The organism is Oceanospirillum beijerinckii DSM 7166 (genome assembly GCF_000422425.1).
Lineage (GTDB): Bacteria > Pseudomonadota > Gammaproteobacteria > Pseudomonadales > Halomonadaceae > Oceanospirillum > Oceanospirillum beijerinckii.
Window position 1 is genome coordinate 44,075 of record NZ_AULT01000029.1, and the last position, 15,112, is coordinate 59,186.

Below are 15,112 nucleotides of genomic sequence, written 5' to 3' on the forward strand. Positions count from 1 at the left end.
CTCCCCCCCTTACCATAAGACCATATGCGATTATCAGAACTCATATCATTAGTGGTTACTGGGCTCAAAACCATACTGCTTTAAAAAAGATTGAATATCGGTAAATATCTTCTGATGCAACTTGATCCGATCTTGTCCCTTACCGTCCTTGCAGATAATACCGTCACCGGGAAACTCCTGTTCCAAAATCTCAACAGCTCCCGGTTTACACGGTTGCATAAAGCTAAAATGAGTCGCGCCCCGATACACCCGGTAACTTTGCTTTTTCAATGGCATATGTTCAGCCAGATAGCCAGACTCAAACTGCTGCGGCAGATCGCCAATATCCACACCCGCAGCCAAAATGAGGCTTGGAATATCAACCTGACTTAAGCTGGCAGGAGAAAAACTTCTGGCCAAGCCTAAATCCAAAGAGATCACCGCCTTGATTCGAGGATCTTTTAGGCTTGTACTTGTACTCGCTTGCGAACTCTCACTTTGGCCATTCGGAGCTGGCTCTCCAGGTTGCACTTGCGCTAAACCCAATTCTACGGCCAAACCACAGGTACGAGGATTGGGTAACAATACACACTCTTGCTTAAAGTACTTACGATCAAATTTGGCACCAGCCAGATTTATCACCGTCCAGCCACCCAGAGAGTGCCCCATTGCAATCACCTTATTGCGATCAATTAACGGATTCCAACGGGACTGTGCGGTTAACCAATCCAATAAGCGACTGATATCCCGAGGTCGTTGCCACCACTGTGCCGCTGCTTTAGGCGATTGATTAAAGGTCGTCGTACCAGGGTGATCAACCGCCGCCACCAGATAACCTGCCTGTACTAAACGCGCCGCCAGCCAATTAAGATTACGCCAACTTCCCCGATAGCCATGGGACAGAACAACAAGGGGATATAAACCTTTTTTAGGCTCCGCTTTTTTAATCACCTCAGTTCCAATAAAAGCAATATTGTCACCCACTTTTTCTATGCTGATAGACTGATGATTCTTCCCATCCTCCCCATTACTATCTGCGACATTATTATTTGCTGCATACCATAATGTAATATTTAAAGGTCGTTTACTTTGCTGAGCTATTTCCTGTTGATAAAAGCCTATGTTGTGAGCGTAAACAGGTAAGCCAATAGTGATAAATAAAGCGATGAATAATAACCGGGTAAGATACGCCTTCATAACACGCTCCTGATAATCCTTAGCAGTTGAACAAATTAACGGTCGAACAACGTAGCGGCCAAACAAACTCCCTATCAGACTTTGCCAACCGCAGTTAATGATCACCAGAATCGCTATAAGCCGGTTACCATGCGACCTAAAACGCGTTTTAGGACGTCCTATTTCAGGCTTTACATCTGTTTATGTACCTTGTCAGGAAGCAAATCAGATAACTGTCTAGCACCCACACAAAAGTTTCTCTTTGATAGACGGCTTCACTCTTCAGCCGCTGGCCGAAGAATATCGAAACACTTTTGTGTCAGTGAAATTGTGTAAGTGTGAGTCGAAACATTTTTATGTCAGTGGGTATAAATAACACCTTATTACACGCCCCTTACCACAAGACACGTAATGTCAGGTAATACTTCCTCTACACCTTTCTCCTTATGATTTCTGTACTTATTACTCTGAATAAAGAAAGACAGGGCCGATGTGAAGCTACGACAGGGAAATAAAAACACCCCGCTCACTTTCACATCAGATCCCACTTACACAAAAGTATTTCGACATTCTTCGGCTATCGGCTGAAGAATGAAGCATTTTGCTATAAAGAAACTTTTGTGTGAGTGCTTATTTACTTATAAACCGTGAAGGGTGTCATCGATGAACGTTCATCAGGAAACCAAACTGAGCCGACAGCAGCTGAATGCCAACTTTGCCCAACAGGGCATCGCCTTTTTCCCTGCCTTTGGTCACTTTACGACCATTTATCTGAAAGATGATCAAAAGAACATTAAGCAGCAATGGCTGAAAGTGGTTAAGGAGATCGATACCCTGTGCGCACAACAGAAAGAAAAAACCGTGTGTGTATTTGGTGTCGATTATGAGCTTTGGCAACAGTGGTGTGATCAGGACAAAATGCCAGCACCACAAGGCACTACCGATTTTGTCCGTCTGGATGACAAGCCTTTTGCCAATACCCGCGGTGACCTCTGGTTCCATATCAAGGGAACCAGCGCTGAGAGCTGTGCACTGATTTATCACACTATTCTCAAAAAACTGAAATCCGTTACCCGCACCCATACCCACACGCCTGCTCATAAACAACAGGGTGGTAAGGTCTTTGGTGGCCGCTTTATTGATGCCATGATCAATCCTGTGGATCAGGTCAACCTGTCCGAACGGGTGATCGTTGGTGAGGAGGATCTGTTCTATCGCGGCTCCGCCTATGTACTGCAGCAGAAATTTGTCCATAACTGGGCGGCGCTGGACAATATGAGCATGGTCGAGAAGGAGGATATGATAGGCCGCAACCATAACCAGGCCATCATCCCGATGCACGATGAGCGCAGCCATATCAAGTGTGTGCGCCAGCTGAACGGTGAACGGGTGACACAACGTATTCTGCGTCAGGCCCTGCCTTTTGGTCATTCCGATAGCGGTGCAGGTAAAGAAGAAGGCGTCTACTTTGTCGCTTACGGTAACGACGGCAATGTGTTTGAGCAGCTGATCAAAAATATCGTCGGCTCGGACAAAGGCTTTGTTAAAGACAAGATGCTGAGCAACAGCCAAGCCATTACCGGTAACTTCTGGTTTGTACCGGCAGCAGAGCTGATTGGCCTGTCTGGTCCTGAAGCCGATATCCCTGTGCCACTGAATGACTATTACAATGTGCGCAGCGACAACGGTCTGATGTTCTACAACAACCGGGACTTCCTCAATAAAGCGCAATCGGCCAATGCTAACGACATCCCGATCAGCGATCGTATTATGCTGCTGTTAGGTCAAACCTTCAGCGAATGGAACGATACCTGGGAGAAGAAAAAGGTGATGCCTCCTTTGGGCCACCTGAAGGATCATGTCAAAGCTGAGCGCTGGCAGGGCTACAAAAAGGTCGCCAAGAGTAAATCCGCCGCCTTGCGTAAAGGTTTAGCGATCAAGATCAGCCTGTCCGATACCTTGCTACGACCTGAATATCGTGAAAAAGCGGGCCTGTACAATATCAAACCCAACGAGATCATTATCGGTAATATGCCACCGCTGACGTTGGGTACGGGTACTCAGGTGATGGAATATCTGACCGCCGATGAGAAGATTGAACACTTTTTTGGCAATCTGAACGAGTACTCCGCCACCGGCCATAATATTCCGAATTACCACAAGGTTATCCGCCTGGGTATCGGCGGTATGATCGAGGAAGCTCAGCTCAACCTTGATGCTTCCAAAGGCGAGAAAAAAGCCTTCTATCAATCCGTACTCTGGGCACTGGAAGGTCTACAGGCGTTTATCCTGGCCCATGCCAAACTGGCCGAAGAAAAAGTACAGGCATGCACGGATACCGATCTTCATAATAAAGAGCACTATGCGGCAATTGCGGCTCGTATGGAGAAGCTGGCTTACGAGGCACCACAAGGCCTGTTGGAAAGCCTGCAGCTGATCTTTATCGTCAACTGTGCCTTGCACCAATCCGGCGAACCTATGTCCATCGGTCGTCTGGATCAATACCTGATCGAACCTTACGAGCAGGATATTGCCGCGGGCCGCCTGACTCAGCCTCAAGCTCAGGAGATTATCGACGCCTTCTGGTTGAAGATGGATGAAACCGTACTCTACAACCGCCAGCATATGGAAGACTACCTGAACTATGGTACCGGTGCGGTGTTCTATTCTGCCGGTAACTTCCCTCAGGGTTCCGCGCTAAACCAGTGGGTGCAGCAGGTCACTATTGGCGGTTATCTGCCGACCAATAGCAAAAAACCAAAAGACGGCTGTAATGATATTACACTGATGTGTCTGCGTTCCGCCCGTCGTCTGCCATTGAATGCCCCTTGTCTATCTCTGCGTGTCCACCAGGCGATGAAGACACCGCTGCATGAAGAGATTCTGCAGGAAGCCGCCATGTCCATTATGTCTGGCGGTGCCGATCCTATCCTGATGAATGACGACAAACTGGTTAAAGGCCTGATGGCCAGTGGCCCGCTGCAACTGGCCGACGCCCGTGATTATGTCTGTGACGGCTGTTACGAGCCGATTATTGGCGGTAAGAGTGAATGGGCGTTCAGCTATGTACCGATCCTGCCGGTCGTGGGCATGGCGATGAACCAAGGCGCTACCATCGCGGGTGCCGGTTGGCAGCATCTGCGCGGTATCAAAACCGGCTGGAACTCCCCAGCACCGGAGCAGATCACAAGCTTTGACCACTTCATGGAGATTTTCTTTACCCAATATAAATGGCAGATCAGCAAGTTCTATAACACCCTGATGAACAGCTATGGTGCCCTGTGGGATGTGCGCCCAAGCCCACTGTTCTCTGCCATGACCGACGGTTGCATGGAAAGCGGTAAGGATATGACCAACGGCGGTGCCGAATATCATATTGTCGCACCGATGATGTGCGGTATTACCGATACCATCAACGCCCTGTATGCCATTAAGAAGATGGTATTTGACCAGGAGACTGCCGTTACTACCCTGCCGGAACTGCTGCAAGCCCTGTGGAATAACTGGGGTGAAGATATGCAGGAGCCTTTCCACAATGTGATGGCCGGAAATGGTCGTACGGAAGAGGCTGCTCTGCGCTATAAGCAGCTGCGCCAAGCAGCGTTAGCCCTGCCTAAGTTTGGTGAAGGTAACTCCGAAGATGTGAAGGCATTGGCTCAGCAGGTCGTACAGGGTTGTGTCGATATTATCCATGATGGCATTAATAAACCGGTTAAATCGGTGAAAAAAGCCTACAAGCAACTGCAGAAGCAATATGACCTGCCAGAGCGTAAGTTTGAGTTTGTGGTGACTCCGGGTGTCGGTACCTTTGAAGATAACCTGGGTCTGGGCTCCGGTATGGGGGCATCGCCGGATGGACGCCTGGCCGGTGACCCGATTGCCGATGATTTCTGTGCCGCACCAAGTCCTGCAGATCAGCCTCCAAAAACTGAAGCCTACGATATCTACCAGTGCCTACAGGACTGGAATATCGAAGCAATCAATGTCGGCCTGTCTAACGCCGCCCCGATTGATCTGAATATCAAAGAGGACTTCCCGGTGGATGAGCTGACCGAAGTGATTCGTCAGTTTGCCGACAGCAAGCTGGGCTCTAACCTGCTGACCTTTACTACTGCGGATCCTGAAACCTACAAACAGGCGGAAACCTTCCCTGAGAAATACGACCTGGTTCGCGTACGCCAGGGTGGCTGGAGTGAGTTCTATATCGCCATGTTCCCAGAGCATCAAAAGTATATCTCACGCCGTCGGTTTTATGAGGTGAAGTCACCGGGCAAAACCGCTAGATCCTGATAGTCAGCATTTAACTTAAGCTCACAGGAAATCAGTCGAACCAGGGGACCTACAGACCATCAGTAGGTTTCCTGAACAAGATGGAAAAGATTATGATGAAACTTAAACTGAACGCCATGTTTCTGCTGTTAGGTGGTTTACTGTTTCAAGCCCATGCCTACGGCGCTGCAGAGAAGAAACAAGAATCTCTGGTACAAATGATTACTGTAAACAGCTTTAGCCAACTACAACAAGCAGTACTGGAACTGAAAGAAGAGAGCAAACAGAAGAATCTGTCTAATACCCTGATTGTAATGGATGATGACGACACACTAACCATGATGGAGTGTGAGGATCGCAGCAAGCCAATAAGCTGTCAGTTCCTCGGTGGTCCGGCCTGGTTCAGCTGGCAGGAAAATCTGTTAAAGCAGTATCAAAGCAATCATCCAGTCCCTCAAGATCTAAACCTGCTGCAACAGCTGGAAGCCAAAAATGGCAAGCTGACCAAGCAGGAAAAAGAGCTGAAACACGAGCTGGAGAAACTGGCAAAGGAAAGTGCTAATACGGTTAAACCGCCGTTGGTAGCCAACAATATGGGCGACTTGTTGGATATCGCCGCCCTGCTGCTGGCGATCAACAATATGCCCTATACCGAAGAGAAGGAAGTGCCTTCCGTACTGAAAACACTGACCAAAGATCAGGCCAAACTGCTGGTACTGACTGCCCGAGGCACCAGCAACCTGTCAGCCACTGAAAGCCAGTTTGCTGCCCTGACAGCTACAAAAGCGGATCAAAAGAAAGGAATCACAGCCGTGAGTTTTCAGGAGCTGATTCATAACAATGCACTGAATGGGCAAAAGAGTGGCATCGCCAGTATCGCCGGCCCATTTGCTCCCTGTACCCAGTCAACAAACGCCAGAAGCGTGAGCTATCAGGAAGGTGTGATGTATGTCGCCGGTCAGAATAAAGGTGAGATGCTGAAATGCCTGCTAAGCAAAACGGACTCGGGGCAGATCCAAAATATCTTCTTTATCGATGATACCCTGCAAAACGTAGTTGATGTGTTCTCTGCCTTTGAAGGTCAGGATCAGTACAAGGTGACCGCCATGCACTACACCTACCTGAAAAAGCATAAAGACGCCTTTATGAATGAAAAAGCGCTGCAGGATAAAGCCAATCAGCGCTGGGAGGATGTTAAAGCAAGCCTGGCGAGTCATCTGAAAAATCCAACAGCAATTTCTAAAGTTCAGTAAACAGCACTCCAATTACCCAAGAAATGACTCAGAGTATGGCTGGTGTTGTAATTATACAAATAAACTGACATCAGCCTTGTTTCTTTGAATCTACAACCCTCTCTTTAAACCTCAGCTCTTTAAGCGCCAGTTCAGAATTTTCTCGGCATCTATATCATTACCCTCTCTGGCCGGAGAGGGTAAAAGTGTTACTCTGCTTATCAACCTTTTTTTCACTCAGAATAGACTTTAATATCAGGCTATAGATAACCGGTTTCACACATAAACAACCCTGATATCACCTGATTGATACCGTGCGGATCGGTATCGCATCAGAGTCGGAAGTAAAACATTTCAAGAGAAACTCAAACCTATGAAACTACTACTTGTTGAAGATCATCAGGATATCGCCGGTATCATCTTTGATTTTTTTGAGCTTAAGGGCTACGTGCTGGACTACGCCTGCAATGGCCAACAGGGTTTTGATCTGGCCAGAGACAATCACTACGATCTGATTATTCTCGATGTGATGCTGCCACGTATGGATGGCTATACCGTGTGCAAGAAGCTGAGAGAGCAAGGAATCGATACACCGATTCTAATGTTAACCGCGCGGGATACCCGGGAAGATACCCTGGCCGGCTTTGAGCAAGGCGCTGATGATTATCTGGTCAAACCCTTTGACCTGGAAATTCTGGAAGCCCGCATCAAAGCCTTGACACGACGCAGGCTCGGCCAAACTGCCACTAAAGCCATTCGCTTTGAACAACTAACGCTGGACATCAACACCCATTCCCTGAACCGGGGCGATTGCCGTCTCTCTCTCAATCCCACCCAGTTTACTATCCTGAAACTGCTGATCATGCGCGCACCGGAAGTGGTGAGCAAAGAAGAGATTGTCCACACGCTATGGGGCGAGGATGAACCGGAAGGTAACGTGCTCAGAAGCCATATCTATCAACTGCGCAACCAGATTGATAAACCCTTTAGCCATCACTACCTGAAAACAGTTCCCAAGGTAGGCTATCAATTGATCGGAGAAGACAGCTAGTGCCCCCATCACAGCCTGATCATGTCATCCTGAAGGTATTCCGTAGCGTAAAAAGCGCTAAACAACTCACCTTCACCTATTTCTCTATTGTGGCCTTCGCCATTATTACCTTTCACTTTGCACTCTTTGATATCACTCTGGATAAACTGGAGCGACTGACTACCCAAAATCGACTGCTGCATGATAAGCAGCAGGCCGAGGAGCTGTTGCGGAGCCACTTTCAAACACAGTTTGAAATCCCACCATTCAGCAAGGCTTATCTCAACCGTCAGGATATTCCTGACAATCTCACTCTACCGAAAAAAATGAAACTCGACCAAGCCTATGAGATTGAACGAGGTGACGGCAGTCTGGAAGATGAATATTACCTGATGTACTCCAAGATACAGGTCAATGGGCAAGAGCATTCACTTTACCTGCTGCACTTTGATGCTATATACGAACAAAGTGAAGCGGAGGCGTTTCAGGCCCAGAGTAAGCAGCTATTACTGTCGTTTTCTTTGCTCTGCATCAGTCTGTGGGTAGTGTTAAGTATCTCCAAACACCTGACTTCACCGCTGGCGCAGCTGACGAAGACACTGCAACATCGCACGCCTCAGGATCTTTCGCCTATCCCCGTCCCCGAAGGAGTTTCGACCCGGGAGGTGCTGCAATTGGTGGAACAGCTTAATCAATATCAGAATCAGATCCATGAACTACTGGAACGGGAGCGAGCATTTAACCGGTATGCCAGCCATGAACTGAGAACCCCTCTGATGGTAATTAAAGGGGCCGTATCCTTACTGGGCCAATCAAACGATGCACAGTTCATCGAAAAACAACGCCAGCGCTTGCGACAAGCCAGTACAGAGATGAACGATTTTGTCAGCACCCTGCTATCACTGACCCGCGAGGAAGATATCAGTCGATTGAGCTATCGTACTCTCACACCGCAAGAAGTCGAAGATTGCGTCGAAAGTCACCAACACCTGTTAACCGGTAAACAGGTGCAATGCCAGATCAAAATGACCGATAGCGTTCATATCAAAATGCCTGAAACCAGTTTTAAAATTCTGCTCGGCAATCTGATCAAAAACGCATTTGCCTGTACAGAACACGGGCAGGTCTCTGTAAAAGTAGATTCTCAGCAGATCCAGGTCATCGACACCGGTATAGGCCTGGGCAGCACCCCTCGCGGGGTCGAAGGGTTTGGTTTAGGCCTGTTGATAGCTCATGATATCTGTCGCAAATATGACTGGCAGCTGGAGCTGATCAATAATGATCATGGAGGCTGTACCGCCAATATCACTTTGCAAAAACCCATAAGCATCAACCCTCCCAGAGTAAAAGTGGGTACTGACGCGACTTAGGTTTAAAGCACCCGTCAACATTCAAACGAGGAAAACACCACCACAGACCTAAGCGTTGTTCGGCCGAATAAATGTCATAGAAAACAGCGACAATGCTTCTTTTCCTCTGTCCAGGAGTTCAGCCTTGTTGGAAGCACATTCACATCGACTCAACCAAGTGATTCAGCGTATTCAGGCTTTGATCAGTCGTAAGGAAGTGATCGAAGCCTGGTTGCAAAAACAGAATCAGCAACCGAAACAGCAGCTCACCGATGCCGTTACGCAACGTCAGCATCTCGCTGAGCTGGAGCTGTTGATTAATCGCCTGCACCCTGCTGATATCGCCCTGTTACTGGAACTGATCCCACCTGAGCAACGCTTACTGGTCTGGCATCAGGTACAACACTGTCATGCAGGTGCTGTGCTACTGGAACTATCCGATTCCGTGCGCTCCAAGTTACTCAACGCATACCGTACCGAAGATCTCACTGCTGTCACACAACATCTGGAAAGTGACGAAATTGCCGACCTGTTGCAGGAGCTGCCAGAAGAGATTGTACCGGACCTGCTCTCCTCTCTGCCTGGAACTGAACGAGAGGATGTACGCTCCGCACTGAGTTTCCCAGAGAACAGTGTTGGGGCTTGGATGGAATTCGATATGCCCGTTGTCGTACAGGATAATATGACACTGGATAACGTACTGGCCTACCTGAGACAAGAGGGTGAGTTGCCGGATAACTCCGGCCACATTATGGTCACCGACAGTTCCGGTATACTACAGGGCACCCTGGCACTGGAAGATCTACTCACTCATAAGGGTGATATCTCTATCTCAGCACTGATAGACAAACACCCCATCACTTTCCAGACCAAAGACTCCGCTGAGGAAGCCGCACGCAGTTTTGAGCGTTACGAGCTGATTGTTGCCCCGGTGGTAAACGCACATAACAAACTGGTCGGTGTACTCAGAGTCAGTGCCCTGATGGATCTGATTGACAAGCTGACCCAACAAAAACTGCTGGCTCAGGCGGGTCTAAGCAAAGAAGAGAACCTGTTCGACCCTATTACCAAATCCGCCAAAAACCGCTGGCCCTGGATCGCTCTCAATCTAATGATTGTTTTTGCGGCCTCACAGATTATTGATCAATTCGAAGGCGTGATCAGCCAGACCGCGGCCCTTGCCGCCCTACTGCCCATTACAGCCAATATCGGCGGCAATGCTGGCAATCAGGTGGTAGCCCTCGTTATCCGAGGGCTCGCCACCAAACAACTGGATGCCAGCAACCGCTTCCAGCTGGTGAAAAAAGAACTCTCCATCGCCATCATGAACGGTACTATATGGGGCATAATAACCGGTCTGCTCACCTTTGCCCTGTACCAAGATGCCAGCTTAGGCTTAGTGATGTTACTGGCGATGTTCTGCACCATGCTCTTCGCCGCCTGTATCGGTGTCGCCATTCCTATACTGCTCAAAGCGATGGGGCAGGATCCTGCTTTGGGCAGCAGTGTGATTATCACCGGCACTACAGACACTTTGGGTTTTTTGATTTTCCTGGGTCTGGCAACGATGATCCTGTGACAATACTGACATTTAATAATCCACCTTACCTCGCATCGACTTCACCTGGCCACGTTTGGTTTTACTATCCATACGACGCTTCTGGGAACCTCGGGTCGGTTTGGTGGCATGGCGGGTTTTCTGTACCACGGTCGCTGCCAGGATAAGAGTCTTAAGACGTTCCAGCGCATCGTCCCTGTTTTGCTCCTGGGTGCGAAACTGCTGAGCCTTAATGATGAGTACACCCTCTTTACTGATACGTTTATCTTTCAGCTCCAGTAGGCGTTGCTTATAAAACTCTGGCAGAGAGGAGTTAGGGATATCAAAACGCAGATGAATCGCTGACGAGACTTTATTGACGTTCTGCCCACCAGAACCTTGGGCACGAATGGCACTGAGTTCTAGCTCATCATCTGGAATGGAGACGGTATTGGAGATAATTAACACTTATAAAATCACTATTTAACAGTTGCCTGAGGCGATTTCCGATCGTTGGCGATAGGAGCAAAAAGCCAGAAAATCAATGGCTGTTTATCTGCCTCAATTTCTTTACGCTGTTGTAATACCTGAGTCAGTAACCGCAGTGGGTGATAAATAGACTGAATAATCGTCCGTGAAAAACACGGGGATATCAGTCTCCCAATGAGCTTTTTAAGGGGGGCAGCGAGTAGATCTACTCGATGCATAAGTTGGATTGTAATTATTACTTGAATCCAAGATATTCGCTTAGCATCCAGGCTACTCTTTATCGGTATACTCTCGAATGAAAGCATAAACCAACCATACCTTAATGCCTAAAAATAGAAAAAGGAGACTATTGCCTCCCTTTTCCGTAACAGACCAAACGGATAAGTGCTTACGCATCAATATCCAATACATTACCCAACGATTCTTGATTCGTTCGAGCTTCCGCTTGACGTCTTGCCAAATCGCTGGACTGAGTCTCAGCCAAATCGAGTTGATCTTCAATTGTATTACGTGTCGCCTGCTGTTCAGTCGTATCTGCAGTACGTGTCACTTCTGTTGCAGGCTGAGAACTAATTGCAACCCTGTCAGGTGTTACACCGGCAGTGGAGGTCGGCTGAGAATCTGCCGCTTCTTCTCGACGCTGTGTACTGCTAGCGTCCAGTCTCTGCTGTGCACGATTGTCAGTACCTGCCAACTGTCTGTTGATCAAGGTCGCATTCGAAGAGCTAGCTTCAATCATAACAAACCTCCAATGCTAAAAAATAAAACCCATACGAATATCAGATATGACACCTGACATAGGTATGGGTTCAATATAGACTCTTTTTGGCATTACGGAAAGCCTATATTCTATTCCGTCTAAGCCAGCGTCTTATGCTTTTGATTAATCTTTAGGCTTATCGTGCATGATGAAGTAACCAAAGCCAACAAAAAATGCAATAGCACCACCCACAACCAGTAAACCAGCGATTACAGCATCATCTACGTACATGATCATTACCTCTCAGCACTAGGCTAGCGAATAACTCAAAAAACAATAAACTGATGTCAGGTTAGCAACCTATTCGCTTTAAAACCCTGCGCCAGATCAATTTAATTAGCGACTGCGCATTTAACTCATGATCCGGATCAAGAAAACAGAGCTTTTATTCCACAAATGCTTTAAGAGCCACGTATTCCGTGACTTGTAACTAAACTGAAAAAGAGGAAAAACTGATAAAGAGGAAAAACTGATAAAGGCATAACTATTTACTCAGCTCTCTTTGAAAGCGCCTTAAGCAGATCGCAGCTGTTTACTCAAATACTGCCCCATTGCTTCCAGCTGAGCGACACAGACTTCATGACTCATAGGATAAGGCTGCCAGTGACTTTCCTGACTAAGACTCTCCGTGTTTTCAAAAGCTTTCTTACCCATGGTAAAGGGTACGACATCATCATAAGAACCATGGGCATGCCAGAAACTCACTTGCGTCAGATCTGCCGTCTGGCCAATAGGCAATGCCTGATAAGTTGATAGCGCAAAAACCGCTTTTGGCAAAACAGCATCCTGATAACGAGCGCTATTGAGCGCTGCTTCCAACACTACAGCCCCACCCTGAGAGAAGCCTGCCCAGTAAATCTGATCAGCGGAAATTCCTGCCTCAACTTGCTGGCGGGTTAAATAATGTAATGCTTGAGCCGCCTGTTGCAGATGCTCAGGTACAATTTCACGTTCAGGTAACATACGTAAAATATCGTACCAAGCAGGCATTTCCCAACCGCTATTGATTGTGACCGGGCGTACCGGTGCCTGGGGAAAGAGAAATTTGACACCCGCCTGTTCCGGCAGTTTCAAATAAGGCACAGCAGGAATAAAGTCATCCGCTGAAGCTCCTAAGCCATGCAACCAGATGACACAGGCTTTAGGGTTTTCTGTTTCACCTGCTACTAACAATCCCTGCTCCATTGATGTCACGTTACCCATCTATTTCCCCACCTTCTCTATAAACATAAACCGAAAGCCCTATCTTCTCTTATGAGTCAGCTGATCAGATAGTTTTTTTTGCAAAATACTCAGGTTAGCAAAAACTGCTTTGGGGTAAACTCAATAGCCCAACCAGTCAACCTGACTTTACGACTGTAACGATACATAATTAATATTTTTTTGAAATCAATCCCCCTTTTCTCTATGCTGCCTGCAGCCTCTCACAGTTCATACGGTTTTCGTTTCATGCTCAAACATTTTAGCCAGATTGTTATCGTTACAAGTGTTCTTCTCCTGGCTGCCTGTGGTGGGCACTCAACTTATGGACCAGGTTCTTATGCCACTCAAAAACAGCGTCAGGGCCAGCATATTGTGCAAAAAGGCGAAACGTTTTATAGCATCGCCAAACGCTATGGCATGAACGTTAAAATGCTGTCCCGTTACAATCCCAAAGTGGTACCCAGCCGTTTACTGGCGGGTACTGTTCTGAGTATCCCTGTCGATAAAAACGAAGTCGCCAATGATCGTGTCCCCTATGTGGTTCAAAAAGGCGATACTCTAAGCCGCATTGCCGATCACTTTGCCGTCAAGTTGAATGAACTCAAACTTATTAATCCCACAATTGACCCAAGAAAGCTCAGCGTGGGGCAAAAAATCTGGATTCCAACCGGCGAGCGTAAAGTAGAGGGTTTTATCTGGCCGTTGAACAATCCACGCATGATCAGTGGTTTTGGAGAAGAAGACTGGGGACTTCAGAAAGGTGTCAACCTGATAGCTCAACACGGCCAGACTGTTTTTGCCGCAAAGGAAGGCACTGTCAGCTTCGCAGGTAGCATGCGCAGTTTAGGGAAGGTCATTATTATCCAGCACCCGGGAGATCAACAGACCGTTTATGCTGGTTGTGACACCTTGAAAGTTAAGGTGGGTGATAAAGTCAAACAGCGCCAGGGCATCGCGACAGTAGGACACAACTCTTTAGTTAACCGGCCAGCACTTCATTTCCAGTTTCGGGACAGAGGTGCACCTCTGCCACCAGAAAACTATCTGCCTGCAATTGCTTCAACACGTTAGTCCCTTTAATCATGACCAACCCAACGCTCAACGATGCAACCATCAACAAACCGATCACAACCCGATGCAGGACGCACAGGCTTATACTCCAGACTTCACTTTTAAAAGACCTGCAGGCATTGGCTTGGACTCCTGATCAAACTCCGTGCGATAGCCATTTTCATCAATCCAGGCTGAAATCAGTTTTGCCGGAGTGATATCAAAATAGATATTGCGAGGGTTAATAAAATCGATCTCGGGTAACTGAAGCTCATCCGGGTCCATCTCTTCCAGTTCAACCTCATCCGCATGAGTCGGGCTGTGCTTAAAGCTCTCTGCCACCACCCAAACCGGTACACTTTGATCATAGGCTGCCAGTGCAACCAGGTAGGTACCGGCTTTATTGACCACAGAACCATCCTGCAGTACGCTGTCCGCACCAATCAATACTAGGTCTGCAAGACGTACAAAATTACCAATCTGTGCCTCGGTGATATAGGTTGTAGGCACTTGCATCTCAGATAGAGCCCGCGCCATACGGCGACCTTCAATACCAGGACGGGATTCGGTCATGATCACTTTAAACTCACTGCCCTGGAGCGATTTCAGAATCTGCATCACGGTCGTACTGTAACTGTGCACCATGACAACAGAGCCCGGCACTACCTGAGGACTGATCTGTTGGGTAATCTGCTTACTTGCCCGTACAGATGTTTCTGACAACATACGGGCTTGATCCGCCGCAAATTGACGGGCACTATCAAGATCATCCAACGGCATACCCGGCATCAGCTCAATCCAGTGCTGCAGTATATTCCATAGCACCGCCATACTAGGCCGAGCCTGCTGAATAGTCATTGCCAGATCAGTCAGCTCTGCCTTAAGCTCCATCGCACTCTCGACATCGCAAGCTTCCGCATAATCGCCAATATCCGCCAAAGCACTCCGGGACAACTCACTGCCACCTTTACGCACGTCTTCTTTAATGGCTCGAATGCGTCGTTCCTTAAATTGCTCATTATTACGATACATGCGTGT

Annotated in this window: 12 protein-coding genes; 6 read left to right on the top strand and 6 right to left on the bottom strand. The window is 47.8% G+C overall.

Annotation, left to right across the window (positions count from 1 at the left end):
• Nucleotides 1–48: 48 nt before the first annotated feature.
• Nucleotides 49–1,176 (bottom strand): alpha/beta hydrolase family protein, encoded by a 1,128-nt coding sequence (locus H579_RS0109630; RefSeq protein ID WP_028300502.1) that lies wholly within the window; start codon nucleotides 1,174–1,176, stop codon nucleotides 49–51.
• Nucleotides 1,177–1,818: 642 nt separating this feature from the next.
• On the opposite strand from H579_RS0109630, the gene H579_RS25095 reads away from it, so the two are divergent.
• From H579_RS25095 to mgtE, 5 genes are all read left to right on the top strand, one after another.
• Complete coding sequence (locus H579_RS25095; RefSeq protein WP_051227503.1) at nucleotides 1,819–5,445, top strand: Dyp-type peroxidase; 3,627 nt, start codon at nucleotides 1,819–1,821, stop codon at nucleotides 5,443–5,445.
• Between the two features lie 92 nt (nucleotides 5,446–5,537).
• On the top strand, nucleotides 5,538–6,677 hold the full coding sequence (locus tag H579_RS0109640; RefSeq protein WP_157834589.1) for a DUF2608 domain-containing protein: 1,140 nt from the start codon (nucleotides 5,538–5,540) through the stop codon (nucleotides 6,675–6,677).
• 352 nt (nucleotides 6,678–7,029) lie between these two features.
• Nucleotides 7,030–7,707, top strand: coding sequence for a response regulator transcription factor (locus H579_RS0109645; protein ID WP_028300504.1), 678 nt, complete (start codon nucleotides 7,030–7,032; stop codon nucleotides 7,705–7,707).
• Nucleotides 7,707–9,056 carry a sensor histidine kinase gene (locus H579_RS25100; protein ID WP_245583244.1) on the top strand — a complete coding sequence of 450 codons (1,350 nt, stop codon included), beginning with the start codon at nucleotides 7,707–7,709 and terminating at the stop codon, nucleotides 9,054–9,056. The genes H579_RS0109645 and H579_RS25100 overlap by 1 nt, the downstream gene beginning before the upstream one ends.
• Nucleotides 9,057–9,180: 124 nt before the next feature.
• Nucleotides 9,181–10,614 (top strand): magnesium transporter, encoded by a 1,434-nt coding sequence (gene mgtE / locus H579_RS0109655; protein WP_028300505.1) that lies wholly within the window; start codon nucleotides 9,181–9,183, stop codon nucleotides 10,612–10,614.
• Nucleotides 10,615–10,626: 12 nt separating this feature from the next.
• On the opposite strand, the gene arfB is transcribed toward mgtE, so the two are convergent.
• The 4 genes from arfB to H579_RS0109680 form a co-directional block, all read right to left on the bottom strand.
• A complete protein-coding gene (gene arfB / locus H579_RS0109660; RefSeq protein WP_028300506.1) occupies nucleotides 10,627–11,040 on the bottom strand; it encodes an alternative ribosome rescue aminoacyl-tRNA hydrolase ArfB in 414 nt (137 codons plus the stop codon).
• Between the two features lie 409 nt (nucleotides 11,041–11,449).
• The gene (locus tag H579_RS0109670; protein ID WP_028300508.1) at nucleotides 11,450–11,800 is read right to left on the bottom strand and encodes a hypothetical protein; all 351 of its coding nucleotides are present in this window, start codon (nucleotides 11,798–11,800) and stop codon (nucleotides 11,450–11,452) included.
• Between the two features lie 144 nt (nucleotides 11,801–11,944).
• Nucleotides 11,945–12,052: a cytochrome c oxidase subunit CcoM gene (ccoM, locus tag H579_RS29870; RefSeq protein WP_028300509.1), complete on the bottom strand. Its 108-nt coding sequence runs from the start codon at nucleotides 12,050–12,052 to the stop codon at nucleotides 11,945–11,947.
• Nucleotides 12,053–12,334: 282 nt separating this feature from the next.
• The gene (locus tag H579_RS0109680; RefSeq protein ID WP_051227504.1) at nucleotides 12,335–13,024 is read right to left on the bottom strand and encodes an alpha/beta hydrolase; all 690 of its coding nucleotides are present in this window, start codon (nucleotides 13,022–13,024) and stop codon (nucleotides 12,335–12,337) included.
• A gap of 246 nt (nucleotides 13,025–13,270) precedes the next feature.
• Between H579_RS0109680 and H579_RS0109685 the strand changes: the two genes are divergently transcribed.
• Complete coding sequence (locus tag H579_RS0109685; RefSeq protein ID WP_169449702.1) at nucleotides 13,271–14,095, top strand: M23 family metallopeptidase; 825 nt, start codon at nucleotides 13,271–13,273, stop codon at nucleotides 14,093–14,095.
• A gap of 81 nt (nucleotides 14,096–14,176) precedes the next feature.
• Here H579_RS0109685 and H579_RS0109690 read toward each other — a convergent pair whose 3' ends face one another.
• Nucleotides 14,177–15,106 carry an eIF2B alpha/beta/delta subunit family protein gene (locus H579_RS0109690; protein ID WP_028300512.1) on the bottom strand — a complete coding sequence of 310 codons (930 nt, stop codon included), beginning with the start codon at nucleotides 15,104–15,106 and terminating at the stop codon, nucleotides 14,177–14,179.
• Between the last annotated feature and the right edge of the window lie 6 nt (nucleotides 15,107–15,112).

Bases quoted from the DNA above. Each gene is read 5' to 3' on its own strand.
- H579_RS0109630 (WP_028300502.1), bottom strand. From the start codon at position 1,176: ATGAAGGCGTATCTTACCCGGTTATTATTCATCGCTTTATTTATCACT.
- H579_RS25095 (WP_051227503.1), top strand. From the start codon at position 1,819: ATGAACGTTCATCAGGAAACCAAACTGAGCCGACAGCAGCTGAATGCC.
- H579_RS0109640 (WP_157834589.1), top strand. From the start codon at position 5,538: ATGATGAAACTTAAACTGAACGCCATGTTTCTGCTGTTAGGTGGTTTA.
- H579_RS0109645 (WP_028300504.1), top strand. From the start codon at position 7,030: ATGAAACTACTACTTGTTGAAGATCATCAGGATATCGCCGGTATCATC.
- H579_RS0109670 (WP_028300508.1), bottom strand. From the start codon at position 11,800: ATGATTGAAGCTAGCTCTTCGAATGCGACCTTGATCAACAGACAGTTG.
- ccoM (WP_028300509.1), bottom strand. From the start codon at position 12,052: ATGTACGTAGATGATGCTGTAATCGCTGGTTTACTGGTTGTGGGTGGT.
- H579_RS0109680 (WP_051227504.1), bottom strand. From the start codon at position 13,024: ATGGGTAACGTGACATCAATGGAGCAGGGATTGTTAGTAGCAGGTGAA.
- H579_RS0109685 (WP_169449702.1), top strand. From the start codon at position 13,271: ATGCTCAAACATTTTAGCCAGATTGTTATCGTTACAAGTGTTCTTCTC.
- H579_RS0109690 (WP_028300512.1), bottom strand. From the start codon at position 15,106: ATGTATCGTAATAATGAGCAATTTAAGGAACGACGCATTCGAGCCATT.